This is a genomic window from Streptomyces sp. NPDC051041 (genome assembly GCF_044456065.1).
In the GTDB taxonomy this organism is placed as follows: domain Bacteria; phylum Actinomycetota; class Actinomycetes; order Streptomycetales; family Streptomycetaceae; genus Streptomyces; species Streptomyces glaucus.
On the sequence record NZ_JBITFM010000006.1, the window covers coordinates 268,770 to 292,696 of the forward strand.

The 23,927-nt window shown below is 72.5% G+C and carries 19 protein-coding genes; 16 read left to right on the forward strand and 3 right to left on the reverse strand.

Going from position 1 to position 23,927, the window contains the following annotated elements:
* The first annotated feature begins 120 nt into the window (after positions 1–120).
* The 5 genes from ACIBAI_RS13655 (at position 121) to ACIBAI_RS13675 (ending at position 5,648) form a co-directional block, all read left to right on the forward strand.
* A complete protein-coding gene (locus ACIBAI_RS13655; protein ID WP_399033831.1) occupies positions 121–1,362 on the forward strand; it encodes an MraY family glycosyltransferase in 1,242 nt (413 codons plus the stop codon).
* Positions 1,363–1,456: 94 nt separating this feature from the next.
* Positions 1,457–3,301 carry a molecular chaperone DnaK gene (gene dnaK / locus ACIBAI_RS13660; RefSeq protein WP_399033833.1) on the forward strand — a complete coding sequence of 615 codons (1,845 nt, stop codon included), beginning with the start codon at positions 1,457–1,459 and terminating at the stop codon, positions 3,299–3,301.
* Positions 3,298–3,987, forward strand: coding sequence for a nucleotide exchange factor GrpE (gene grpE, locus ACIBAI_RS13665; RefSeq protein WP_399033835.1), 690 nt, complete (start codon positions 3,298–3,300; stop codon positions 3,985–3,987). Before dnaK ends, grpE begins: the two co-directional genes overlap by 4 nt.
* 36 nt (positions 3,988–4,023) lie before the next feature.
* Complete coding sequence (gene dnaJ, locus ACIBAI_RS13670) at positions 4,024–5,190, forward strand: molecular chaperone DnaJ (protein WP_344605520.1); 1,167 nt, start codon at positions 4,024–4,026, stop codon at positions 5,188–5,190.
* Positions 5,191–5,195: 5 nt separating this feature from the next.
* The gene (locus ACIBAI_RS13675; protein ID WP_344605518.1) at positions 5,196–5,648 is read left to right on the forward strand and encodes a heat shock protein transcriptional repressor HspR; all 453 of its coding nucleotides are present in this window, start codon (positions 5,196–5,198) and stop codon (positions 5,646–5,648) included.
* A 63-nt stretch (positions 5,649–5,711) separates the two neighbouring features.
* Here the strand turns inward: ACIBAI_RS13675 and ACIBAI_RS13680 are convergent, their stop codons facing one another.
* The gene (locus ACIBAI_RS13680) at positions 5,712–7,436 is read right to left on the reverse strand and encodes a PA14 domain-containing protein (RefSeq protein WP_399033837.1); all 1,725 of its coding nucleotides are present in this window, start codon (positions 7,434–7,436) and stop codon (positions 5,712–5,714) included.
* Positions 7,437–7,731: 295 nt separating this feature from the next.
* On the opposite strand from ACIBAI_RS13680, the gene ACIBAI_RS13685 reads away from it, so the two are divergent.
* Complete coding sequence (locus ACIBAI_RS13685; protein ID WP_399033839.1) at positions 7,732–8,832, forward strand: sugar ABC transporter substrate-binding protein; 1,101 nt, start codon at positions 7,732–7,734, stop codon at positions 8,830–8,832.
* 488 nt (positions 8,833–9,320) lie between these two features.
* Positions 9,321–10,358 carry a LuxR C-terminal-related transcriptional regulator gene (locus ACIBAI_RS13690; protein WP_399033841.1) on the forward strand — a complete coding sequence of 346 codons (1,038 nt, stop codon included), beginning with the start codon at positions 9,321–9,323 and terminating at the stop codon, positions 10,356–10,358.
* A 28-nt stretch (positions 10,359–10,386) separates the two neighbouring features.
* On the opposite strand, the gene ACIBAI_RS13695 is transcribed toward ACIBAI_RS13690, so the two are convergent.
* On the reverse strand, positions 10,387–11,331 hold the full coding sequence (locus ACIBAI_RS13695) for a helix-turn-helix transcriptional regulator (protein ID WP_399033843.1): 945 nt from the start codon (positions 11,329–11,331) through the stop codon (positions 10,387–10,389).
* A 369-nt stretch (positions 11,332–11,700) separates the two neighbouring features.
* Here ACIBAI_RS13695 and ACIBAI_RS13700 point away from each other — a divergent pair, with 369 nt between their 5' ends.
* The 3 genes from ACIBAI_RS13700 (at position 11,701) to ACIBAI_RS13710 (ending at position 15,914) form a co-directional block, all read left to right on the forward strand.
* The gene (locus tag ACIBAI_RS13700; protein ID WP_399033845.1) at positions 11,701–12,036 is read left to right on the forward strand and encodes a hypothetical protein; all 336 of its coding nucleotides are present in this window, start codon (positions 11,701–11,703) and stop codon (positions 12,034–12,036) included.
* Between the two features lie 492 nt (positions 12,037–12,528).
* On the forward strand, positions 12,529–15,126 hold the full coding sequence (gene clpB / locus ACIBAI_RS13705) for an ATP-dependent chaperone ClpB (RefSeq protein ID WP_399033847.1): 2,598 nt from the start codon (positions 12,529–12,531) through the stop codon (positions 15,124–15,126).
* 257 nt (positions 15,127–15,383) lie between these two features.
* On the forward strand, positions 15,384–15,914 hold the full coding sequence (locus tag ACIBAI_RS13710) for a YbjN domain-containing protein (protein ID WP_344605504.1): 531 nt from the start codon (positions 15,384–15,386) through the stop codon (positions 15,912–15,914).
* Positions 15,915–16,035: 121 nt separating this feature from the next.
* Here the strand turns inward: ACIBAI_RS13710 and ACIBAI_RS13715 are convergent, their stop codons facing one another.
* Positions 16,036–17,220: a pyridoxal phosphate-dependent aminotransferase gene (locus ACIBAI_RS13715; protein WP_399033849.1), complete on the reverse strand. Its 1,185-nt coding sequence runs from the start codon at positions 17,218–17,220 to the stop codon at positions 16,036–16,038.
* Positions 17,221–18,062: 842 nt separating this feature from the next.
* Between ACIBAI_RS13715 and ACIBAI_RS13720 the strand changes: the two genes are divergently transcribed.
* From ACIBAI_RS13720 to fbaA, 6 genes are all read left to right on the forward strand, one after another.
* On the forward strand, positions 18,063–18,581 hold the full coding sequence (locus ACIBAI_RS13720) for a DUF2617 family protein (protein WP_399033851.1): 519 nt from the start codon (positions 18,063–18,065) through the stop codon (positions 18,579–18,581).
* Between the two features lie 153 nt (positions 18,582–18,734).
* Positions 18,735–20,393, forward strand: coding sequence for a polyamine aminopropyltransferase (locus ACIBAI_RS13725; protein ID WP_399033853.1), 1,659 nt, complete (start codon positions 18,735–18,737; stop codon positions 20,391–20,393).
* Between the two features lie 107 nt (positions 20,394–20,500).
* Positions 20,501–21,358: an SRPBCC family protein gene (locus ACIBAI_RS13730; RefSeq protein ID WP_399033854.1), complete on the forward strand. Its 858-nt coding sequence runs from the start codon at positions 20,501–20,503 to the stop codon at positions 21,356–21,358.
* A gap of 55 nt (positions 21,359–21,413) precedes the next feature.
* On the forward strand, positions 21,414–22,202 hold the full coding sequence (locus ACIBAI_RS13735; RefSeq protein WP_399033856.1) for an aldose 1-epimerase: 789 nt from the start codon (positions 21,414–21,416) through the stop codon (positions 22,200–22,202).
* A gap of 10 nt (positions 22,203–22,212) precedes the next feature.
* Complete coding sequence (pyrE, locus tag ACIBAI_RS13740; RefSeq protein ID WP_399033858.1) at positions 22,213–22,761, forward strand: orotate phosphoribosyltransferase; 549 nt, start codon at positions 22,213–22,215, stop codon at positions 22,759–22,761.
* Positions 22,762–22,883: 122 nt separating this feature from the next.
* The gene (gene fbaA / locus ACIBAI_RS13745; RefSeq protein ID WP_344607485.1) at positions 22,884–23,906 is read left to right on the forward strand and encodes a class II fructose-bisphosphate aldolase; all 1,023 of its coding nucleotides are present in this window, start codon (positions 22,884–22,886) and stop codon (positions 23,904–23,906) included.
* The last annotated feature ends 21 nt before the right edge of the window (positions 23,907–23,927 follow it).

Consider the following 23,927-nt stretch of genomic DNA (forward strand, 5'->3'; position numbering starts at 1 on the left):
GTAGCCGGGTGTGCGGTGATCTGCGTCGCTGAGGCGACCCTGACCGGCCCGGGGGCGACGCCACGCCGAGCCGATCGCGTCATTCATCGCAAATCGTGACAGTCGGCTTAGTTTAAGGCCGTGCTCTACGGGATCGTCGCCGCCGCCACCGCCGTCCTGCTCACCGCCCTGCTCACCGCGCTGCTCCGCCCGCTCGCCCTGCGCCTCGGCGTCGTCGAGCCGCGCGGGCGCGGGCGCTCGGAGGAGGCCCGGAGCCGGCCCCTGCCGCTGCTCGGCGGCGTGGCCGTCGTCCTCGGCACGTCGCTGGTCGCGGGGGCCGGGCAGTGGACGGGCGCCGCCCCGCTCGGCGCGGAGGCCGGGCGGCTGCTCGCCGCCGGGGCGGGGGTCGCCCTGCTGGGCCTCGCCGCCGACGCGTGGCGGCTGCGGCGGCGGTTCGTGCTCGCGGGGACGGCCGTGGCGGCGGCGCTCGTCGTGCCGTACGGCGAGACGGGGGTGCCGGGCGGGGTGCTCGCCGCGGGCTGGATCGTCTGTGTCGCCGCCGCCTTCCGGGGGCTCGACCACAGCGACGGGCTGGCCGGCACGGCGGGCGTCGTCACCGCCTTCGGCGTGGCGGTGTGCGCGGCCGTCGACATGCTGGACGGGGTGGTGGCGCTGCTGAGCACGCTGGCCGCCGCGCTGGCCGGGTTCCTCCTGCACAACTGGCACCCCGCGCGGAGCGCGCTCGGGGCGTGCGGCTCGCTGTTCGCGGGCTTCGTGCTCGCCTCGGCCGCGGTGTTCGCCCGCGCCGGCCGCGAACCGTCCGCCGGCGCGGCGGTGCTCTTCGCGCTCACCTCCCTCGCGATCGCCGACGCCGTCCTCGTGGTGCTCTCCCGGTGGCTGGCCGGGCGGGCGCTGTCGCGCGGCGGCCCGGACCATCTCGCCCACCGGCTGCGGCGGCTCGGGCTCACCGCGCGGGGCGCCACGGTGCTGCTCGGCGTCGGCGCGGTCCCGGGGGTGCTCACCGGGGTGCTCGTGCACACCGGCTGGGCGGGCGGGGGCGCCGCGCTGTGGATCGCCGCGGGCGCGCTCGTCGTCGTCCTCGGGCTGCTGCGGGTGCGGGTGTACGAGCCGCGCCGGACGACCGGGGGCGGGGCGGGCCGGGTTCCCCGGAGCGGTGGGGTCGCGGCGCGGCAGGGCTCGGGTGCCGCCGGGGGCGGGGCGGGCCGGGTTCCCCGGAGCGGTGGGGTCGCGGCGCGGCAGGGGTCCGGTGCCGCCGGGGCCGTGGCGCGCCCGGGTCCTCGTACGGCTGGATTTCCGGTGCGGCAGGTCTCCCGTAGTGCGTCTTCGCAGGCCAGGAACCAGTTGCGCGTAAGAAGCGGATAAGAGTTGAGTCAGGTTGACTCAGCTCTGTTGACCCAGCGCCGGGTGTCCGGCACACTTGAGCCTGTTCCACTCAAGTCAGCTGGAGGAATCAACCATGGCACGTGCGGTCGGCATCGACCTGGGCACGACTAACTCCGTCGTCAGCGTTCTGGAGGGCGGCGAGCCCACCGTCATCACCAACGCCGAGGGCGCCAGGACCACGCCGTCCGTCGTCGCCTTTGCCAAGAACGGCGAAGTGCTCGTGGGCGAGGTGGCCAAGCGCCAGGCGGTCACCAACGTGGACCGGACGATCCGGTCCGTCAAGCGCCACATGGGTACCGACTGGAAGATCGCGCTGGACGGGAAGGACTTCAACCCGCAGCAGATCTCCGCGTTCATCCTGCAGAAGCTGAAGCGGGACGCCGAGGCCTACCTGGGCGAGAAGGTCACCGACGCGGTCATCACCGTCCCCGCCTACTTCAACGACGCCGAGCGCCAGGCCACCAAGGAGGCCGGCGAGATCGCCGGCCTGAACGTGCTGCGCATCGTCAACGAGCCCACCGCCGCCGCCCTGGCCTACGGCCTGGAGAAGGAGGACCAGACCATCCTGGTCTTCGACCTCGGTGGCGGTACGTTCGACGTCTCGCTGCTGGAGATCGGCGACGGCGTCGTCGAGGTGAAGGCCACCAACGGCGACAACCACCTCGGTGGCGACGACTGGGACCAGCGCATCGTCGACTACCTGGTCAAGCAGTTCCAGTCCGGCCACGGCGTGGACCTGTCCAAGGACAAGATGGCCCTCCAGCGGCTGCGCGAGGCCGCCGAGAAGGCCAAGATCGAGCTGTCCTCCTCCACCGAGACCTCGATCAACCTGCCCTACATCACGGCCTCCGCCGAGGGCCCGCTGCACCTGGACGAGAAGCTCACCCGCGCCCAGTTCCAGCAGCTCACGTCCGACCTGCTGGAGCGCTGCAAGGTGCCGTTCCACAACGTCATCAAGGACGCCGGCGTCTCCATCAACGACATCGACCACGTCGTCCTCGTCGGCGGCTCGACCCGCATGCCCGCCGTCGCCGAGCTCGTCAAGGAGCTGACCGGCGGCAAGGAGGCCAACAAGGGCGTCAACCCGGACGAGGTCGTCGCCGTCGGCGCCTCGCTCCAGGCCGGCGTCCTCAAGGGCGAGGTCAAGGACGTCCTGCTGCTCGACGTCACCCCGCTGTCCCTCGGCATCGAGACCAAGGGCGGCATCATGACCAAGCTCATCGAGCGCAACACCACGATCCCGACCAAGCGCTCCGAGATCTTCACCACGGCCGAGGACAACCAGCCGTCGGTGCAGATCCAGGTCTACCAGGGCGAGCGCGAGATCGCGGCGTACAACAAGAAGCTCGGCATGTTCGAGCTGACCGGTCTGCCCCCGGCGCCGCGCGGCGTCCCGCAGATCGAGGTCTCCTTCGACATCGACGCCAACGGCATCATGCACGTCACGGCGAAGGACCTCGGCACCGGCAAGGAGCAGAAGATGACCGTCACCGGCGGCTCCTCGCTCCCGAAGGAAGAGGTCGACCGCATGCGCGAGGAGGCCGAGCGCTACGCGGAGGAGGACCACAAGCGCCGCGAGGCCGCCGAGACCCGCAACCAGGGCGAGCAGCTCGTCTACCAGACCGAGAAGTTCCTCAAGGACAACGAGGACAAGGTCCCGGGCGAGGTCAAGACCGAGGTCGAGGCCGCGGTCAGCGAGCTGAAGGAGAAGCTCAAGGGCGAGGACACGGCCGAGATCCGCACCGCCACGGAGAAGGTCGCGGCCGTCTCGCAGAAGCTCGGCCAGGCCATGTACGCCGACGCCCAGGGCGCCCAGGCGGCCGGCGGCGCCTCCGCCGGCGCCGGTGACGCCAAGGCCGACGACGACGTGGTCGACGCCGAGATCGTCGACGACGAGCGGAAGGACGGTGCCGCGTGACGGAGGAGAACCCGGGCTTCGAGGAGAAGCCCGACGTCCCCTCCGGCGCCAACTCCGACGACGCCGAGCAGCCGCAGGCCGCCTCCTCCTCCCCGGAGGAGCAGGCGGCCCCGGCCGGGGACACGAGCCAGAACGCCGGTCTGGTGGCCCAGCTGGACCAGGTGCGCACCGCGCTCAACGAGCGCACGGCGGACCTCCAGCGGCTCCAGGCCGAGTACCAGAACTACCGTCGCCGGGTCGAGCGCGACCGGGCCGCGGTCAAGGAGATCGCCGTGGCGAACCTCCTGACCGAACTCCTGCCCGTGCTCGACGACATCGGCCGCGCGCGGGAACACGGCGAGCTCGTCGGCGGATTCAAGTCCGTCGCGGAGTCGCTGGAGACCACCGTGGCCAAGATGGGCCTGCAGCAGTTCGGCAAGGAGGGCGAGCCCTTCGACCCGACGGTCCACGAGGCCCTGATGCACTCCTACGCGCCGGACGTCACCGAGACGACGTGCGTGGCGATTCTGCAGCCCGGGTACCGGATCGGCGAGCGGACCATCCGCCCCGCGCGGGTGGCCGTGGCCGAACCCCAGCCGGGGGCGCAGACGGTGAAGCCGGCGGAGGAGTCCAAGGACACCGGGGACGCCAAGAACCCGGAGCAGCCGGCGGACGACAAGGAGAACGGTGGCCCGGAGGAGGGCTGACGTCGAAACGAACGCAGGGAAGGAGGGGCGTCGGGGATGAGCACCAAGGACTTCATCGAGAAGGACTACTACAAGGTCCTCGGCGTCCCCAAGGACGCCACCGAGGCCGAGATCAAGAAGGCGTACCGCAAGCTCGCCCGCGAGTACCACCCGGACGCCAACAAGGGCAACGCCAAGGCCGAGGAACGCTTCAAGGAGATCTCCGAGGCGAACGACGTCCTCGGCGACCCCAAGAAGCGCAAGGAGTACGACGAGGCGCGCGCCCTCTTCGGCAACGGCGGCTTCCGTCCGGGGCCCGGCGCGGGCGGCGCCTCCTTCAACTTCGACCTGGGCGACCTCTTCGGCGGCGCCCAGGGCGGAGCCGGCGGCTTCGGCGGCGGGCTCGGTGACGTCTTCGGGGGCCTGTTCAACCGCGGCGGCGCGGGCACCCGCACCCAGCCGCGGCGCGGTCAGGACATCGAGTCCGAGGTCACGCTCAGCTTCACGGAGGCGATCGAGGGCGCGACGGTCCCGCTGCGGATGTCCAGCCAGCAGCCGTGCAAGGCCTGCTCGGGCACCGGCGACCAGAACGGCACGCCGCGCGTGTGCCCGACCTGCGTCGGCACCGGCCAGGTCGCCCGGGGCTCCGGCGGAGGGTTCTCCCTCACCGACCCCTGCCCGGACTGCAAGGGCCGCGGCTTGATCGCGGAGCACCCCTGCGACGTCTGCAAGGGCAGCGGCCGGGCCAAGTCCTCCCGGACGATGCAGGTCCGCATCCCGGCCGGCGTCTCCGACGGGCAGCGCATCCGGCTGCGCGGCAAGGGCGCCCCCGGCGAGCGGGGCGGCCCGGCGGGCGACCTGTACGTCGTCGTGCACGTCGACGCGCACCCGGTGTTCGGCCGCAAGGGCGACAACCTCACCGTCACCGTGCCGGTCACGTATCCGGAGGCGGCCCTCGGCGGGGAGATCCGGGTCCCGACGCTGGGCGGCCCGCCCGTCACGCTGAAGCTGCCCCCGGGCACGCCGAACGGCCGTACGATGCGGGCCCGGGGCAAGGGCGCGGTCCGCAAGGACGGCACCCGCGGCGACCTGCTGGTCACCGTGGAGGTGAGTGTCCCGAAGGACCTGTCGGGGAAGGCTCGTGAAGCGCTCGAGGCGTATCGCGAGGCAACCGCGGGTGAGGACCCGCGGGCGGAGCTGTTCCAGGCCGCGAAGGGAGCTTGAACGAGATGGATGGCCGTCGACGCAACCCGTATGAACTGACCGAGGACACCCCGGTCTACGTCATCTCGGTGGCGGCCCAGCTCTCCGGCCTGCACCCGCAGACGCTGCGCCAGTACGACCGCCTCGGCCTGGTCTCCCCGGACCGCACGGCCGGCCGCGGCCGGCGCTACTCGGCCCGCGACATCGAACTGCTCCGCCAGGTGCAGCAGTTGTCGCAGGACGAGGGCATCAACCTGGCCGGCATCAAGCGCATCATCGAACTGGAGAACCAGGTCGCCGCCCTCCAGGCCCGCGTCGCGGAGCTGGAGGACGCGCTCGACGGCGCGGCGGCGGCGATGCGCCAGCGCGAGGCGGCGGTGCACGCCTCCTACCGGCGCGACCTGGTGCCGTACCAGGAGGTGCAGCAGACCAGCGCGCTGGTGGTGTGGCGGCCGAAGCGGCAGCAGCAGTCGGACTGACCCGTACGCGCGGGAAGGGGCCCGGAGGCGGTGAACCTCCGGGCCCCTTTCGCGTCGTCTGGGTCACCCCGCCGGCGCGGTGACCGCCCAGTCGCCCGCCGGCGGGGACTCGGTGCCGTCCGCGGCCACCGCGGTCACCCAGTAGTACGAGGTGGTGCCGGGCCGCGCGCCGGTGTCGACGTACTCCACCGTGCCGCTGCCGGGAGCGGCGATCCTCTCGTAGACCCCGGTGGCCGGGTTCCACCGGTGGACGCGGTAACCGCCCGCCGCCCGGGGATCGTCCCCGCCGAGGCCGTACCAGGTCAGCCGGTTGCCCTCGGCGCCCTCGGCCCCGGTCGCCTCCAGGGTGAGCGGGGAGCCCTCGGGCGTCGCCACGCCCGGCGTGGTGTCCAGCTCGGTCGCGGTCACGATCAGCGCCTCGCCGGTCCACTGGAAGGCGGAGTTCCCGGCGTCGTCGACGGCGTCGACGACGAAGCAGACCTCCTCGCCGTCGGGCAGGGTGGTGTAGGCGTACGAGGTGGTGTCGGCCGAGACGTGGTAACCCGCGTACAGGGAGCACATCCGCTCCCCCTCGTCGCCGAGGAGCTCGCCCCGGCGGACCACGTAACGCGCCAGGTCGGGCGTCGGGTTGGCGTCCCAGCGCAGCTGGAAGCCGTACTCGGTCGGGGTGACGGCGAGCCCGGTGACGGCGGACGGCGGGGTGAGGTCGCGCCGCTCGCCGCTGACCGCGGCGGACCGCGCGGACTCGTTGCCGGCCGCGTCGAGGGCGGCCACCCGGTAGTGGTAGGCGGTGCCCTCGGCGGCCGAGGCGTCGAGGTACGAGGTCCGGCCGGTCGCGCTTCCGATCCGGGTGTACGTGCCCGACGCGCTCGTCGCCCGGTACACGCGGTACGACGCCGCGTCCGGGACCGCCCTCCAGGCGATGCGCAGGCCGCCCTCCTCGGAGGCGGTGCTCAGCCCGGTGGGCGCCGCGGGCGCGGTCCGGTCGGCGGTGGTGACGAGCAGGTCGGCCGTCCCCGCCGACTCGTTGCCGGCCTTGTCGTGGGCGCGGACCTCGTAGTAGTAGGCCTGGCCGGTCGCCGGCAGGGTGGCGTCGGTGGCGGACGTGGCGGTGGTGGCCGTCAGCGGCGTGCTGCCGTACGCCGCGCCCTTCGGGCGTCGGTAGACGCGGTAGCCGGCGAGGTCCATTTCCTTGTTCTTGGCCCAGGTGACCTTGGTCTTGCCGGTGGCGGGGTCGTAGGTGGCGGCGGCGTTCGTGGGGGCGAGGGGTTTGACCTTGTCGGTGGTGGCGGTGGTGCGGGGGGTGTAGGTGAATTTGACGTTGGCGGTGCCGGTCCAGTTGACGAAGTCGATGCGCAGGGTGTGCTTGCCGGGGGGGATGGTGAGGTTGACCGTCTTCTTCGCGGTGGAGGAGACGTTCTTCCACAGGTCGATCCTGCGGGTGCCGTCGAGGTGGACGCGGATGCCGTCCTGGGCGGAGGCGGTGAAGGTGAAGGGGCCGCCGGAGCCGAAGTCGCGGGTGAGGGACCAGCGGACGCCGAAGTTGTTGGAGGGCAGGCCGGAGGCGGGGGCGCCGGTGCCCCAGTTCTGGTCGATGGCGCTGTCGCAGTCGGTCTTCTTCGGGGTGCCGGAGAAGGTGGTGTTCGCGAAGAACTGCCGCTTGTACACGGGGGAGGTGCAGCTGACGGCGGCGGACGCGGGCGCGGTGACGGCGGTGAGCAGGCCGCCCGCGGTGGCGAGCACGACGGCGGACGCGGCCGCGGTCGTCGTGCGTCTGGCTGGGATCATGCGGTCCTCTACTGGGGATCGGGAGGGCCGGACACCGCCCTCATGATCATGACTCGCGAGGAAAGGCCTTGGTTGTACGGCCTTTCGCGCACCGTTCGCCTCCATGGAGTGGATACTCCGTAAAGGGTGTTGGGAGGAGGTTCCGCTCTGTCTTCACAGCGAACGCGGAGCGTGGTGTTGTCATCTCGTTAAGTGGTTCCGCTTGACGCTGGGGGCCGCCGCCGCGTTGGCTTTTCAGTCACATGGGCCGCAATGTTGTGCCCACGTCCGGAACGCACCTGAAGTGAGCCCTCGAATGCGTCGTATCGCCATATCCGTGGCCGTCACCACGATGTCCGTCACGCTCGCCGGCTGCGGCATGTTGAACGCGTCGGGGAGCAGCGACGATGCCAGTCCCACCAAGGGCAACGACCTCACCGTGGGGCTGCTGCTGCCGGAGCGGGACAACACCCGGTACGAACAGTTCGACTACCCCATCTTCAAGAAGAAGATCGAGTCCCTCACCGGCGGCCGGGGCCACGTCGTGTACGCCAATGCCGAGGCGAACGCCGGCAAGCAGACCGAGCAGCTCCAGCAGCTGGTCGAGGACAGGGTCGACGTGATCGTGCTGGACGCGGTCGACGCGCACGCCATCGCCGACGGGGTGGAGAAGGCCAAGGAGGCCGGCATCCCGGTCATCGCCTACGACCGGCTGGCCGAAGGCCCGATCGACGCGTACATCTCCTTCGACAACGAACTGGTCGGCGAGGTGCAGGGCCGCTCCCTGCTCGAGGCCCTCGGGGGCGGCGCCTCCGACAGGATCGTCATGATGAACGGCTCGCCCACCGACCCGAACGCCAAGCAGTTCAAGGCGGGCGCGCTGTCGGTGCTGACCGGCAAGGTGACGATCGCGCAGTCCTTCGACACCAAGGACTGGAAGCCGGAGAACGCCGAGGCCAACATGGCCGAGGCCATCAACACGCTCGGCAAGGACAACATCGCCGGCGTCTACTCCGCCAACGACGGCATGGCGGGCGGCATCGTCAAGGCCCTCAGGGCCGCGGGCGTCACCGACCTGCCGCCGATCACCGGCCAGGACGCGGAACTGGCGGCGGTGCAGCGGATCGTCGCCGGCGAGCAGTACATGAGCGTGTACAAGTCCTACCCGCAGGAGGCCGAGAGCGCCGCGGAGATGGCCGTGGCGAAGGTGCAGGGCCGGGACATCCAGTTCGAGGCGCTGGCCCGGGACAAGGTCGACAGCCCCACCCACAAGGGCATCCCCGCGCAGCTCGTGCCCGTCGTGGCCCTGACGCGGGAGAACATCGAGGACACCGTCGTCGCGGACGGCATCTACGAGGTGTCCGACATCTGCACCGCCAAGTACCAGACCGCCTGCGCGGCGATCGGCCTGAAGTAACACCGGCGGCGGAGCCGTCCGATACGGGCGCGGCCGGGGCGCGGTGCCCACCCCCCGGCCGGGGCTGCGCACTCTTTCCGGTGATGCGCGGCCACGCCCTGGCGGCCGCCGGACGTCCGCGCACCGTCCGTCCCCCGGCCCCGGGCCGGGCCGCCGCCTCTCGTCGCGGGTGCGCCCCGCCCACGGGGCGGCCGTAGCCCGTAAGACCTGTGGTCCGCGAGGCCTTCGCGGCTCATGGGATACCTGTGCGGGGCGCCTGGCCGGTCCGCGCGGGCGGCGGCTTTTCGGAACCATGTCTTCCGCCGTGTTCGCCGGGTATCCGGAGACCCTGGTCGTTCCGCTGCGACGTGCCGGGCGGAGGCGCGGAGATACCGGTACGTACCGGTCCATTTCGCAGATCACGGCGGAGGGAGCCGTGTTGCGGACCCGGTCGGCTCCGCGCATAGTTGCGCTGCGGAACGAGGCTGGAACCGGGGGTGGAACGGGCGATGGCCGGGCACGGGACGGACGAGCATCCCCATGGTGCTGACCGACTGTGCGAGGCCGGGGATCGCGTGTATTCCCGGGCCGTACGGCGCGGCCGCGTGCCGCGCCGGGACGCGGAGACGGCGCCCTGCCTGCTGGACCTGGCCCTGCTGCACCCGGACCCGGACGACATGGACTGGCTGGTGCCCACCCCTCCGCAGGAGGTCATGACCCGGCTGCTGCGCGGGATGTACGACGAGGTCAGCGCGAGCCAGCGGCGGGTGGGCTCGGCGGTGGCGGCCTTCGAGCGGTACGCCGGACTCGGCCGCCAGGTGCAGCCGGTCCCGTCGGCGGCGGAGGGCTCGGCGATCCGGGTGCTGGACGGGCTCGCCCGGATCCAGGCCGCGATGGACGAGGCGACGGAGGCCTGCACGACCGAGGTGCTGACCGTCCAGCCCGGCGGCATCCGGCGCGAGCACGAGCTGGCGGAGGGCCTGCACCGGGCGCTGACGCTGCGCGGCCGCGGGGTGCGCATGCGGGACCTGTACAACCACGTCGCCCGGCACGGGCAGGGGCTGCTCAACTACCTGGAGCTGATGGGCGACGCGGTGGAGGCGCGCACCCTCGACGAGGTGATCGACCGGCTGATCCTGTTCGACCGCAAGGTGGCGTTCATCCCCGCCAACGCCGACCGCACGATGGCGCTGGAACTGCGGCACCCGGCGCTGGTCGAGTACCTGGTCACGGTCTTCGAGCGGCTGTGGCGGCTGGCCATCCCGCTGACCGCGCCGCTGCCGGACACCGGCATCGAGGGCATCTCCCACCGGGAGCAGTCCATCGCGGCGCTGCTGGCGGAGGGCCACCAGGACGCGGTGATCGCGGAGCGGCTGGGGATCAGCGTCCGCACCTGCCGCGCCCACATCGCCCGGCTGTCGGAGACCCTGGGCGCGGCCAGCCGTACCCAGCTCGGCGTCCGCATCGCCCAGGTGGGCCTGGACGGCCCGCCGCGCACGGCCGTCTCGCCGGGCGTGCGCGAGCCGGGGCCGCGGACGGTCCGGTGAGCCGGCCCGGCGCGGCCGTGCCCGGAACTCAGCCTCCCTGTTCCAGGATCCCCGACTGCGCGATGAGGTAGCCGAGCTGGGCGCGGCTGCCGCTGCCGAGGGCCGTCGCCAGTTTGGCGATGTGGGCCCGGCAGGTGCGGACGTTCATGCCGAGCCGCCGGGCGATGGCCTCGTCGACATGGCCCTCGACCAGGAGCTTGGCGATGGAGTGCTGGATCTCCGTGATGCCGTCGAGGGCCGCCTCGTAGGGCTTGCCGGTGCTCAGCGGGACCGCGCGGTCCCACAGGTACTCGAAGAGCTTGGTCAGGTAGCGGATCAGGCCGGGGTGACGCAGTTCGAGGGCGACCTGCTGGTCGTCGCGGGCGGGGATGAAGGCGACGGCCTCGTCGCAGATGATCAGGCGTTCCACCAGCTCGTCGATGGTCCGGTACTCCGCCTTGCCGTCGGAGAGCCGGGCCGCGTAGGCGAGCTGTTCGGGGTTGTAGCGGGCCGTGTGCTGATACAGCGTGCGGATGCGCACACCACGTTCGATCAGCGGCTTGTCGCGCTCCAGGCCGCGCAGCAGGCTGCGTTCGGACATGCGGTCGCTGGGCTGGACCGTGAGCATCTCCGTCTGGCACTGGGCCGTGGCCATGTTCAGGGCGGCGTTGATCCGCTCCCCGCCCTCCAGCACGGTGATGGAGTCGCTGGCGGAGGTGACCTGGGTCCCCAGCGCCAGGAACGGCTGAAAGGTCTCTGCAAGTTCGACCGCCAGCCGCCTGCGCTGGGTGATCTCGTACTCCAGGGGGCCGAGCTGCCGGGACAGGGCGACCGCCGGGAGGACCGGGCGCAACCAGTTCGGGTCGTCCGGATCGGGATGGAGCAGGGCGAACTCCATCAGACAGGGGGCGGGTTCCGCGTCCTTTCGGGCGATGCGTCCGGCGCGCAGGGCGGCGGCATACAGGCGCTCCCCCTCCGCGCACCACTCGGTCATCGCATGGGGATGCACTGCTTTATTCCGATTTGATGCCAAATCTCCACCCCCCAGGCTCCTGAACATGCAGGAACATGATGCATCGATTGTGTGGCCATGACGTGCCCGAATGAGCCATCGTCGTACCCGACGGGGGAAAAGGGGACCTTCAAGTGAGGACGAAGCCGACCATGCGTAACAGAATGCTTCGCTCGGTGCTTGTCGCCGCCTTCTCCACCGTTGTGGCCCTCGGCGCGCTGAGCGGCTTCTCCGAGGCGAGGGACGATGTCCGAGCGAACAGCAGCTGGCCGTCAGTGGGCGTGAACACGGTCTACGGCGCGGACAACAGCAGCTGGCCGAGTTCCGGGGCAGCGGGATCCGGGAGCTGACGTGACCACTCCACCCGACGACCGCTCCTTCCGCCGCGAGATGGCCACCGCCTACCGGTCCGGCTGGCACTTCATCGACCTGGTCACCGCCATCCCCCACAGCGGTGACTCGCTGATGGTGACCGTGTTCGGCGAGCCGGTCGTCGTCACGCGGGACGAGGACGGAGACGTACGGGCGTACCGGTGTCTGCGACGGCCCCGGGGGGCGCCGCAGCCCGTGCGGTGTGCCATCCGGTACGGAATGATCTTTGTGAACCTCGACCAGAGGGACCACCGGCAGGTGGAGTCCGGCTCCCCTGTCCATCGGACTGTTTCAGCCACCCCCCGCAGTGCCTGACGCGATTCCCCCGTCGCAAAAGATCGCTCAGGTGCTTCCCCCCGCAGCGGCGTCACCGTGACCTGAACACGGTGACGCCGCTGCAGTTTGAGGGGACTTTTCTGGACATCGGCTCGCTGTCGACTGGCCGAAAATAGTCGATCACCGGTGCGGATCTCCCCGGTCGAGCCGATCTTCCCCATCACTCCGCGCATCACCCGCCGTGGACGCGTATCCGTCCGCCCGTCCGGCGTGCGCGCCTGCCGCTCCCGCCGGAAACTGAGCGGCGGCGCGCCCGGATCGACGGCATTCCGGCCGCCGGGCCGGCTCGCCGGTGCCCGGACCGCCGGATCGGAGGGTGTGCGCAGCCGTGGCCCCGGAACTCGGCCGCGTGGACCCTCCCGCACCGGCCTTGAGTGGAATAGACTCAACTTTGTGTACGTTGATTAAGTCAGCATTGGGAGACGGCACAAGAACGGCTGCAGACAGCTGACGCCAGGAGGAGACGCGAACGTGGACGCCGAGCTGACCAACCGGAGCCGGGACGCGATCAACGCGGCCAGCAACCGGGCCGTGACCGAGGGGCACCCGGACCTGACCCCCGCGCACCTGCTCCTCGCTCTGCTCCAGGGGCAGGACAACGAGAACATCATCGACCTGCTGGCCGGCGTCGACGCCGACCAGGCGGCCGTGCGCACCGGCGCGGAGAAGATCCTCGCCGGGCTGCCCAGCGTGACCGGGTCCACCGTCGCGCCGCCGCAGCCCAACCGCGAACTGCTCGCCGTGATCGCGGACGCGCAGACGCGCGCCCGCGACCTCGGGGACGAGTACCTGTCCACCGAGCACCTGCTCATCGGCATCGCCGCCAAGGGCGGTCAGGCCGGTGAGGTGCTGCAGCGGCAGGGGGCCGACGCCAGGAAGCTCCAGGAGGCCTTCCGGAAGGCGCGGGGCGGACGCCGGGTGACCACCGCCGACCCCGAGGGCCAGTACAAGGCCCTGGAGAAGTTCGGCGCCGACCTCACCGCCGCCGCCCGCGAGGGCAGGCTCGACCCGGTCATCGGCCGGGACCAGGAGATCCGCCGGGTCGTGCAGGTGCTGTCCCGCCGTACGAAGAACAACCCCGTCCTCATCGGCGAGCCCGGCGTCGGCAAGACCGCCGTCGTGGAGGGGCTCGCCCAGCGGATCGTGAAGGGGGACGTGCCGGAGTCGCTGAAGGACAAGCGGCTGGTGGCGCTGGACCTGGGCGCGATGGTGGCCGGCGCCAAGTACCGGGGCGAGTTCGAGGAGCGCCTGAAGACCGTCCTGGCCGAGATCAAGGCCTCCGACGGCCAGATCATCACCTTCATCGACGAGCTGCACACGGTCGTCGGCGCGGGCGCCGGCGGCGACTCGGCGATGGACGCGGGCAACATGCTCAAGCCGATGCTCGCCCGTGGTGAGCTGCGCATGGTCGGCGCCACCACCCTGGACGAGTACCGGGAGCGGATCGAGAAGGACCCGGCGCTGGAGCGGCGCTTCCAGCAGGTGCTGGTGGCCGAGCCGACCGTCGAGGACACGATCGCGATCCTGCGCGGCCTCAAGGGCCGGTACGAGGCCCACCACAAGGTGCAGATCGCGGACAGCGCGCTGGTGGCGGCGGCGACCCTGTCCGACCGCTACATCACCTCCCGCTTCCTGCCCGACAAGGCCATCGACCTGGTCGACGAGTCGGCCTCCCGGCTGCGCATGGAGATCGACTCGTCCCCCGTCGAGATCGACGAACTCCAGCGCGCCGTCGACCGGCTGAGGATGGAGGAGCTGGCCCTCGGCAAGGAGACCGACGCGGCCTCGCGCGAGCGGCTGGAGAAGCTGCGCCGCGACCTCGCCGACAAGGAGGAGGAGCTGCGCGGTCTCAACGCGCGCTGGGACAAGGAGAAGCAGTCCCTGAACCGGGTCGGCGAGCTGAAGGAGAAGCTCGACGACCTGCGCGGCCAGGCCGAACGCGCCCAGCGCGACGGCGACTTCGACACCGCCTCGAAGCTGCTGTACGGCGAGATCCCGGCCCTGGAGAAGGAGCTGGAGGCCGCCTCCGAGGCCGAGGAGGAGGTCACCGGGAACACGATGGTGAAGGAGGAGGTCGGCCCCGACGACATCGCGGACGTCGTCGCCTCCTGGACCGGCATCCCGGCCGGCCGCCTGCTGGAGGGCGAGACGCAGAAGCTGCTGCGCATGGAGGAGGAGATCGGCAAGCGCCTGATCGGCCAGAGCGAGGCCGTGCGGGCGGTCTCGGACGCGGTGCGCCGCTCCCGGGCCGGGATCTCCGACCCCGACCGGCCCACCGGCTCGTTCCTCTTCCTGGGCCCGACGGGCGTGGGCAAGACGGAGCTGGCCAAGGCGCTGGCCGACTTCCTCTTCGACGACGAGCGGGCGATGGTCCGCATCGACATGTCGGAGTACGGCGAGAAGCACAGCGTGGCCCGCCTGGTCGGCGCCCCGCCCGGCTACGTCGGCTACGAGGAGGGCGGCCAGCTCACCGAGGCGGTGCGCAGGCGGCCGTACAGCGTGATCCTGCTGGACGAGGTGGAGAAGGCCCACCCGGAGGTCTTCGACGTCCTGCTCCAGGTCCTGGACGACGGCCGGCTGACCGACGGCCAGGGCCGCACGGTCGACTTCCGCAACACGATCCTGGTGCTGACGTCCAACCTGGGCAGCCAGTTCCTGGTCGACCCGCTCACCAGCGAGGCGGAGAAGAGGGAGCAGGTGCTGGAGGTGGTCCGGGCCTCCTTCAAGCCGGAGTTCCTCAACCGCCTGGACGACCTGGTGGTCTTCTCGGCGCTAACCAGGCCCGAGCTGGAGCGCATCGCGAAGCTCCAGGTCGACCGCCTGGCCAGGCGGCTCGCCGAGCGGCGCCTGACGCTGGACGTCACGCCCGAGGCCCTGGCCTGGCTCGCGGAGGAGGGCCTCGACCCGGCCTACGGCGCCCGCCCGCTGCGCCGCCTCGTCCAGTCCGCCATCGGCGACCGCCTCGCCAAGGAGATCCTCTCCGGCGAGATCAAGGACGGCGACACGGTCCGGGTGGACCGCTTCGGCGACGAACTCCTGGTGGGTCCGGCGACCGGCAAGACCCTGTGAGCGGCGCCGGCCGCCCGCGGACCCGCCCCCACCGGGGTGACGGGCCCGCGGGCGGCCGGCGGCGGACGCGCGGCGGGGGACGCGCGTGCATCCACCCGGCGGAGCGGGGCACTCCGTGAAGCGAAGGGAAGACCGCCGAAGGGGCGGCTGCGAGTGACCGGATCGTGTCAGCCCGGAGCTGACAGGACCGTCGGGGCTTGCCACCCCCCTCCCCGGATGAGGGAGGATGGCGGGATCCGTACGAAGGGAAAATCACGGTGAGCATCGACCCGTCCTCGATTCCGAACTTCGGGGGCCAGCCCGAGCCGCAGCCCCAAGGACCGGCGGGCCCCGTCGTCCCGGATCAGGACCTCGTGAAGCAGCTCCTCGACCAGATGGAGCTCAAGTACGTCGTCGACGACGAGGGCGACCTCGCGGCGCCGTGGGAGCAGTTCCGTACGTATTTCATGTTCCGCGGCGAGGGGGACCAGCAGGTCTTCTCGGTGCGGACGTTCTACGACCGGCCCCACAAGATCGACGAGAAGCCGCAGCTGCTGGAGTCCGTCGACGACTGGAACCGCCGCACCCTGTGGCCCAAGGTCTACACCCACACCCACGACGACGGCACCGTCCGCCTGATCGGCGAGGCGCAGATGCTGATCGGCATGGGCGTCGGCCTGGAGCACTTCGTCTCCTCGACGGTCAGCTGGGTGCGGGCCGCCATCGAGTTCGACAAGTGGCTCGTCGAGCAGCTCGGCCTGGAGCAGGAGATCAACGACGCGGAGAACCCGCAGGACGGCGAGGAGTAGTCCCCGCCCCGGTCCGCAGCGGTGCGCCGGCGGGTACGCGCCGGACGTGAGGGAGAGCCCGGTCGGGGCACGGACCACCGCGGTCGTGTGCCGGACCGGGCTCTCGCCGTGCGCGCCGGCGCTACAGCGTCTTCAGCCGCCGCACCGCCTCCTCCAGCACGGACGTCCGCTTGCAGAACGCGAACCGCACGAACGGGGCGCCCTCCTCGCGGTGGTCGTAGAAGACCGCGTTCGGGATCGCGACGACCCCCGCGCGCTCGGGCAGGGAGCGGCAGAAGGCGACGCCGTCGCTCTCGCCGAGGGGCCGGATGTCGGTGGTGACGAAGTACGTGCCCGCCGGGCGGAAGACCGTGAAGCCCGCCTCCGCCAGGCCCGCCGCCAGCAGGTCCCGCTTGGCCCGCAGGTCCTCGCGGAAGGCGGTGAAGTAGGACTCGGGCAGCGCCAGCGCCTCGGCGACCGCGTACTGGAACGGGCCCGACGACACGTACGTCAGGAACTGCTTCGCCGAGCGGACGGCCGCGACCAGCCCGGGGGAGGCCGTGACCCAGCCGACCTTCCACCCCGTGAACGAGAACGTCTTCCCGCTGCTCGAAATGGTGACCGTCCGCTCCCGCATCCCGGGAAAGGCCGCCAGCGGCAGGTGCTCGGCCCCGTCGAAGACCAGGTGCTCGTACACCTCGTCCGTCACCACCAGCAGGTCCCGCTCCACCGCCAGCCGGGCGATCGCCGTCAGCTCCTCCCGGGTGAGGACGGTGCCCGTCGGGTTGTGCGGGGTGTTGATCAGCAGCAGCCGGGTGCGGTCGGTGACCGCGTCGCGCAGCTCGTCGAGGTCGAGGCGGAAGCTCCCGCCGTCCGGCCGCAGGGTGACCGGCACCCGCCTGCCGCCCGCCATCGCGATGCAGGCGGCGTAGGAGTCGTAGTACGGCTCGAAGGCGATCACCTCGTCGCCCGGCTCCAGCAGGGCCAGCAGCGAGGCGGCGATGGCCTCGGTGGCGCCGGCGGTGACCAGGACCTCCGTGTCGGGGTCGTACGACAGCCCGTAGCGCCGCAGCTGGTGCGCGGCGACGGCCGAGCGCAGCTCCGGCACGCCCGGACCCGGCGGGTACTGGTTGCCCCGCCCGTCGCGCAGCGCCCGCACGGCCGCCTCCCGGACCTCCTCGGGACCGTCGGTGTCCGGGAAGCCCTGGCCCAGGTTGATCGACCCGGTCCGCACGGCCAGCGCGGACATCTCGGCGAAGACCGTCGTCCCGAACTCGGCGAGGCGGCGGTTGAGGAAGGGGCGCGGGGTGGAGGTCATGCCGGTCATCCTGCGCCGAAGCTCTGGAGTTCCTCAACTCCGCTTTGCCGCGCGCGGGAGACGGGCATCCCCCGGTCACACGACGCGCGAGGCGCCCACGGGGGGCCGCTTCGGGGGAACGGAAGGAGGGTGACGCCATGGTCGTCGGCATCATCCTGGTGGTGGTCGTCGCAGTGGTGGTCGCCGCGGTCGCGGCCGGTCGCAGGGGTGCGCGGAGGAGCCCGGTGCGCCCGGCGGCGTCCGGCCGGGGCGCGCGGCGCTCGTCGGGCAGGCGCAGCCGCGGCAGCGGCGGCGACAGCTGGTGGGCCGGATCCTCGTCCGGGGGCCACTCCTGCGGCGGCGGTTCCTCCTCCTCTTCCTGCGGCGGGGGGTCCTCCTGCGGGGGCGGGTCGTCCTGCGGCGGCGGAGGGGGATGCGGAGGCGGCAGCTGACACGGGGCAGCCGGGTCCCGGAGGGGGGACCGCGTCCGGGGAGCGGGGTCCGTGCCACACGGGCCCCGCTTCCTCGTGCCCGTGTTCCCGTCGTCCGGCGGGACGCCCGTGTCCCCCCGTTCGGCAGGCGCTCGAAGGATGGACGCGCGCCCCGGCGCACGCTCGGGCCGTGCCAGCGCACGCCGGGGTTGAACAGGTGAAAAGGTGAGCCCTCCGAGCGTGGAATCCCCCTGAACTTGGGTAAAAACGCTGTGGCGGCGGCACAGTTCGTGATTCCCTCTAAAACCAGCGCAGCCCCTCGGACACCCCGCGGACACGCCTCCGGCGACCGACTGGGCTGAAACCGGGCCGCACCCCCGGCGAGGCCGGGGTGACCGCAGGCCCACCCTTCCTCTCCTTGTGCGCTTGCGGAGCCGATCCATGCTCACGACCCTGAACACCGCCTACACCGACACGCGCGCCGCCGACCTCGCCTGGGCGCTGGGACGCGAACCGCTCCCCGCCCTGGCCACCCTCGATCTCGAACTGCCCGGCGCCAAACTCCAGTTGAGGCTTCTGGGCGCGTCCCACCAAGTGCTCCTGGAGGAACGCAGAGGCAGCTGCTCGGAGACGGTGGCGTGCATCCCGGGCAGCCGCACGCCGCTCCCGCTGGGCGTCGCCAAGCGGGTGGGCGACTGGGAGTACAGGTTCGCGGCCCGGGTCGAGGCGCTCTCCCCGGAATCCTTCGCGGGCCGCGCCCAGGAACTGCTGGCCCTGGTGACCGACCACCCGCACGGCCTCGCCGGCGTCTTCCCCGGCAGCCCGCACGCCTTCACGGCGCTGCTGGCCCAGCACCACGAGGGACAGGTGCACTGGCGGACCTGGCACGCGTACCCGCAGGACGGGCAGTTGGTGGCGACGTGGACCCGGGTCGGGGCGCGGGTGCCCGCGGCGCTGTGAGGCCCCCGGCGAGGCCCGTGCGCAGCTCCGGGCACAGGGGTCCGCGGCGCTCCGGCACCGGCGCGCACGGCCCGGTCAACTCGGGGCAATCGTAAACAAATCTCATACATGTGGGTGACGAAGCGCAGCACAGGAGTGACGTACCGTCACTTCGTGATTGAACAACGCACGCCCGCCCCGCCCGGCGCCCAGTCCCCCTGGGCCGGCCCCGGCGGCCCCGGCGCTCCCGCGTGGCTGCCCGTCCGGCCGGGCACCGGAAGGTTTCTGGTCCTCGCGGGTGTCTTCGTCTGCGCGGCCTGCGGACTCGTCTACGAACTCGAACTGGTCGCCCTCGCCTCGTACCTGATCGGCGACTCGGTCACCCAGGCGTCCGTCGTCCTGTCCGTCATGGTCTTCGCCATGGGCCTCGGCTCCCTCGCCGCCAAGCGGCTGCGCCGGCTCGCGGCGGCCGGCTTCGGCGCCGTCGAGGCCACGCTCGCCCTGGTCGGCGGCTGCAGCGCGATGGCCCTGTACGCCGTCTTCGCCTGGACCGGCGACTGGGGCGGCACGGGGGCGAGCGGCTCCCGCTGCCTGCTGGTCGCCTTCTCCCTCGCCATCGGCCTGCTGATCGGCGCCGAGGTCCCGCTGCTGATGGAGCTGATCCAGCGCATCCGCCACCAGGACGCGGGCGGCGCGGTCGCCGACCTGTCCGCGGCGGACTACGTCGGCGGCCTGGCCGGCGGTCTCGCCTTCCCCTTCCTCCTCCTGCCGCTGTTCGGCCAGCTGACCGGCGCCCTGCTCACCGGCGCGGTCAACGCGGTCGTCGGCGGCGCCCTGGTCCTCGGCCTGTTCCGGCGGGACCTGACCCGCCGCGCCCGCCGGCTGCTGCTCGCCGTCAACGCGGCCGTGCTCGCCGTCCTCGGCTGCGCCGCCGTCCTCGTCGACGACTTCGAACGCGCCGCCCGGCACGCCGTGTACGGCGACGACGTCCGGGTGGCCGTGCGGACCGACACGCAGGAGGTGGTCCTCACCGGCGGTGCGCGCGGCCGGCCCCTGAACCTGTACCTCGACGGGCGGCTGCGGGTCAGCGCCCGCGACGAGCGCCGCTACCACGAGGCGCTGGTCCACCCGGCCATGGCCGGCCGCCACGCGCGCGTGCTGATCCTCGGCGGCGGCGACGGCCTGGCCGTCCGCGAGGTGCTGCGCCACCCGGGCGTGCGCCGGGTCGACGTCGTCGACGTCGACCCCGGAGTGGTCCGGCTGGCCCGCCGCGACCCCGCCCTGTCCGCGCTGAACGGGCACGCCTACGACGACCCGCGCGTCCACGTGACCGCGGCGGACGCCTTCCACCGGCTGCGCCGGGCGCCGGCGGCCCCGTACGACGTCGTCGTCTCGGACCTGCCGGACCCCGGCGTCACGGCGTGCGCCAAGCTGTACTCGCAGGAGTTCTACGGCCTGGCACGGCGCGTGCTGGCGCCCGGCGGCCGGCTGGTGGTGCACGCCGGGCCCGTCTCCGCCCGCCCCCGGGCGTTCTGGACGGTGGAGTCGACGCTGCGCGCGGCCGGTCTGCGCACCGCTCCGTACCGCGTGGCCGGCCGCGCCCCCGGCCGCACGGCCGACGACGACCGCGTCGCCCGCCCCCGCTCCCGGACCCCGCACGACTGGGGATTCGTCCTGGCCGCCGCCGGTACGCCCCCGCCCCTGCGCCTCGACGCGCACGCCCCGCGCCCGCGCACCCTCACCCAGGCCCGCCTCACCGCGGACGCCCGCGCGGCGGCCCGCACCCGGCTGCCGGAGCTGCCGGCGTCGACGCTGGTGCATCCGCGGTACTGAGACACCGGCCGCGACGCGACGGGGCCCGGCGCGCACGGCACCGGCGCGGGGTGACTTTTCCACCGCCGGGGGTGCAGTCCGGCGCCCACTGGGTACGCTCCGCAGACATGGAGCACGAGGTGTTCGTTCCGGTTCCGGCCGAGCGGCTCAGGGAGGTGCTGGACGATCCCGCGCGGGTCGCCCGGGCGGTCCCCGGGCTCCAGCAGGACGCCGGCGCCGATCCCGGCACGGGCCGGCTGAAGGTGCGGGTCGGCGGCCACTCCGTCACCTACCGGGGCGCGCTCGGGCTGTCCCGCCGGGACGACGGGTCGTACGCCGTCCGGGGCGACGCCACCGAGGCGCGCGGCACCGGATCGGTCGCCTTCGCGCTCACCCTGCGCGTCAGGACCGCGGACGGCGGCGCCACGCTCGCCCTCGACGGCACGGCCACGGCGGACGGCCGCGTCACGGAGCTGCCGGCGGACGCGGTCGGCGCGGCCGTGACCCGGCTGCTGAACCGCTGGGCGGAGAACCTCGGGGCGCTGGCGGCCCAGGAGGCCGCCCCACCGGAGACCACGGTGTCCCTGGCCACGGAGGAGTTCGAGCCCGAGGCCACCACCGACTTCGAGACGACCCCGGACGCCGACGACGCCCCGCCGCCCCCGCCGCAGCCGGACACGGCCGCCCCCGCCCCCACCGGCGACGCCCCCACCGGCTCCGGTGCCGAAGCCCCCCCGCCCGCGCCCGCCCCCGGCGAGGACTTCCCGGAGGCCGCCGAGCCCCCCGCCGAGGCGGCGCACGCGCGGCGCACCATGATCGGGCGCAGCGCGGAGGAGGTCGACCACGCCCCGCCGCGCGGCCGTTACGCCCCCGTCCCCGCGCCCCGGACGGCCACGCCCTCCGCCCCCCTGCGCTGGGCGGCCCCGGCGGCCCTCGCCCTGGCGTCGGCGATCGCCCTGGGCCGGGCCCTGCGCAGACGCCGCTGAGCGTGCCGGGCCCGCGGACCGCACGCCCTCTTGATCGCCCCAGTAGGGTCGTCCCGTGAGCAACGAACCCATCACGCTGACCGCGGGCGACGCGGAGGTGACCGTGCTGCCGGGCAACGGCGGCCGGGTCGGAGGGCTCCGCGTCGGCGGCGTGGAACTGCTCCGCCAGGGCGAGCGCTTCGGCTGCTTCCCGATGGTCCCCTGGTGCGGGCGCATCCGCGACGGCCGCTTCCGGGACGGCGCCACCGTCCACCAGATGCCGTTGAACTCCCCGCCGCACGCCATCCACGGCACCGCCCGCGACGGCGCCTGGCGCACCGCCCGCACGGGCCCGCGCGAGGCGGTCCTCACCCACGACCTGGCCGACCCCTGGCCCTACCCCGGCCGCGTCACCCAGGCGTTCGCCCTCACCGAGGACACCCTGACGATCACCATGGCGGTGGAGACGTACGAGTCGTCCTTCCCCGCGCAGATCGGCTGGCACCCGTGGTTCAACCGGAACCTGGGCGGCGCCGACGTGCGGATCGGCTTCGAGGCGGCCTGGCAGGAGGAGCGCGGCGACGACCACCTGCCCACCGGCAACCGCGTCGCCCCCCGGCCCGGCCCCTGGGACGACTGCTTCGGCATGCCCGGCGGCGTCGACGTCACCCTGACCTGGCCGGAGCAGCTGGAGCTGAGGGTGACCAGCCCCGAGGAGTGGGTCGTGGTGTACGACGAGCAGGCGGAGGCGGTGTGCGTCGAGCCGCAGACCGGCCCGCCCGACGGCCTGAACACCCGGCCGCGCCTGGTCACGCCGCTCGAGCCGCTGGAAGCCCGCACGGTCTGGAGCTGGCGACGCCTTTAAGCTGGCCGGTATGACGGACGTACGCGGCGCGCTGCTGCAGCAGATCAAGGACAAGGCCGTGGTGCACGGCAGGGTGACCCTCTCCTCGGGACTGGCGGCCGACTACTACGTCGACCTGCGCCGCGTCACCCTCGACGGAGAGGCCGCCCCGCTGGTCGGCCAGGTGCTGCTGGACCTGACCGCGGACCTGGACTTCGACGCGGTCGGCGGGCTCACCATGGGCGCCGACCCGGTGGCCGCCGCCATGCTGCACGCGGCCGCCGCCCGGGGCCGGCGGCTGGACGCCTTCGTCGTCCGCAAGGCGGCCAAGGCGCACGGCCTGCAGAAGCGCGTCGAGGGACCGGACATCGCGGGCCGCCGGGTCCTGGTCGTCGAGGACACCTCCACCACGGGCGGCTCCCCGCTCACCGCCGTGGAGGCCGTGCGGGAGGCGGGCGCCGAGGTCGTGGCCGTCGCGACCATCGTGGACCGGGCGACGGGCGCCGCCGAGAAGATCCGGGACGGCGCGGGGGTGCCGTACCGGTACGCGTACTCCAAGGACGAGCTGGGCCTGGACTGAGCCCCACTCGGCTCATCCCGGTTCGTCTGGGAAGATGGGGCCGACGACGACGTCGCGCCGAGGTTCTAGGTCAGGGCCGTAAGCACGCACCACGCCGACCCGCACATACAAGGAGCGGACCCATGCCCATCGCAACTCCCGAGGTCTACAACGAGATGCTGGACCGGGCGAAGGCAGGCAAGTTCGCCTACCCGGCCATCAACGTGACCTCCACGCAGACCCTGCACGCGGCCCTGCGCGGCTTCGCGGAGGCGGAGAGCGACGGCATCGTCCAGATCTCGACCGGCGGCGCCGAGTTCCTGGGCGGCCAGCACAACAAGGACATGGTGACCGGCGCCGTGGCCCTGGCCGAGTTCGCGCACGTCGTCGCCGAGAAGTACGACGTCAACATCGCCCTGCACACCGACCACTGCCCGAAGGACAAGCTCGACGGGTACGTGCGTCCGCTGCTCGCGATCTCCGAGGAGCGCGTCAAGGCCGGCCGCAACCCGCTGTTCCAGTCCCACATGTGGGACGGCTCCGCGGAGACCCTCGCCGACAACCTGGCCATCGCCCAGGAGCTGCTGGAGCGCACCCACGCCGCCCGGATCATCCTCGAGGTGGAGATCACCCCGACCGGCGGCGAGGAGGACGGCGTCTCCCACGAGATCAACGACTCCCTGTACACGACGGTCGACGACGCCATCCGCACCGCCGAGGCCCTCGGCCTGGGCGAGAAGGGCCGCTACCTGCTGGCCGCCTCCTTCGGCAACGTGCACGGCGTGTACAAGCCGGGCAACGTCGTCCTCCGCCCCGAGCTGCTGAAGGAGCTGAACGAGGGCGTCGCCGCCAAGTTCGGCAAGCAGAGCCCGTTCGACTTCGTCTTCCACGGCGGCTCCGGCTCCAGCGAGGAGGAGATCCGCACCGCGCTGGAGAACGGCGTCGTGAAGATGAACATCGACACGGACACGCAGTACGCCTTCACCCGCCCGATCGCCGACCACATGTTCAAGAACTACGACGGCGTCCTGAAGGTCGACGGCGAGGTCGGCTCCAAGAAGACCTACGACCCGCGGACCTGGGGCAAGCTCGCCGAGGCGTCCATGGCCGCGCGCGTCGTCGAGGCCTGCCGCCACCTGCGCTCCACCGGCACGAAGATCAAGTAAGCCCGCCCGGCGGGATCCCGG

Bases quoted from the DNA above. Each gene is read 5' to 3' on its own strand.
- ACIBAI_RS13730 (WP_399033854.1), top strand. From the start codon at position 20,501: ATGGAGCACGAGGTGTTCGTTCCGGTTCCGGCCGAGCGGCTCAGGGAG.
- ACIBAI_RS13715 (WP_399033849.1), bottom strand. From the start codon at position 17,220: ATGACCGGCATGACCTCCACCCCGCGCCCCTTCCTCAACCGCCGCCTC.
- ACIBAI_RS13720 (WP_399033851.1), top strand. From the start codon at position 18,063: ATGCTCACGACCCTGAACACCGCCTACACCGACACGCGCGCCGCCGAC.
- pyrE (WP_399033858.1), top strand. From the start codon at position 22,213: ATGACGGACGTACGCGGCGCGCTGCTGCAGCAGATCAAGGACAAGGCC.
- ACIBAI_RS13690 (WP_399033841.1), top strand. From the start codon at position 9,321: ATGGCCGGGCACGGGACGGACGAGCATCCCCATGGTGCTGACCGACTG.
- ACIBAI_RS13675 (WP_344605518.1), top strand. From the start codon at position 5,196: ATGGATGGCCGTCGACGCAACCCGTATGAACTGACCGAGGACACCCCG.
- ACIBAI_RS13685 (WP_399033839.1), top strand. From the start codon at position 7,732: ATGCGTCGTATCGCCATATCCGTGGCCGTCACCACGATGTCCGTCACG.
- dnaJ (WP_344605520.1), top strand. From the start codon at position 4,024: ATGAGCACCAAGGACTTCATCGAGAAGGACTACTACAAGGTCCTCGGC.
- ACIBAI_RS13695 (WP_399033843.1), bottom strand. From the start codon at position 11,331: ATGACCGAGTGGTGCGCGGAGGGGGAGCGCCTGTATGCCGCCGCCCTG.
- fbaA (WP_344607485.1), top strand. From the start codon at position 22,884: ATGCCCATCGCAACTCCCGAGGTCTACAACGAGATGCTGGACCGGGCG.
- dnaK (WP_399033833.1), top strand. From the start codon at position 1,457: ATGGCACGTGCGGTCGGCATCGACCTGGGCACGACTAACTCCGTCGTC.
- ACIBAI_RS13680 (WP_399033837.1), bottom strand. From the start codon at position 7,436: ATGATCCCAGCCAGACGCACGACGACCGCGGCCGCGTCCGCCGTCGTG.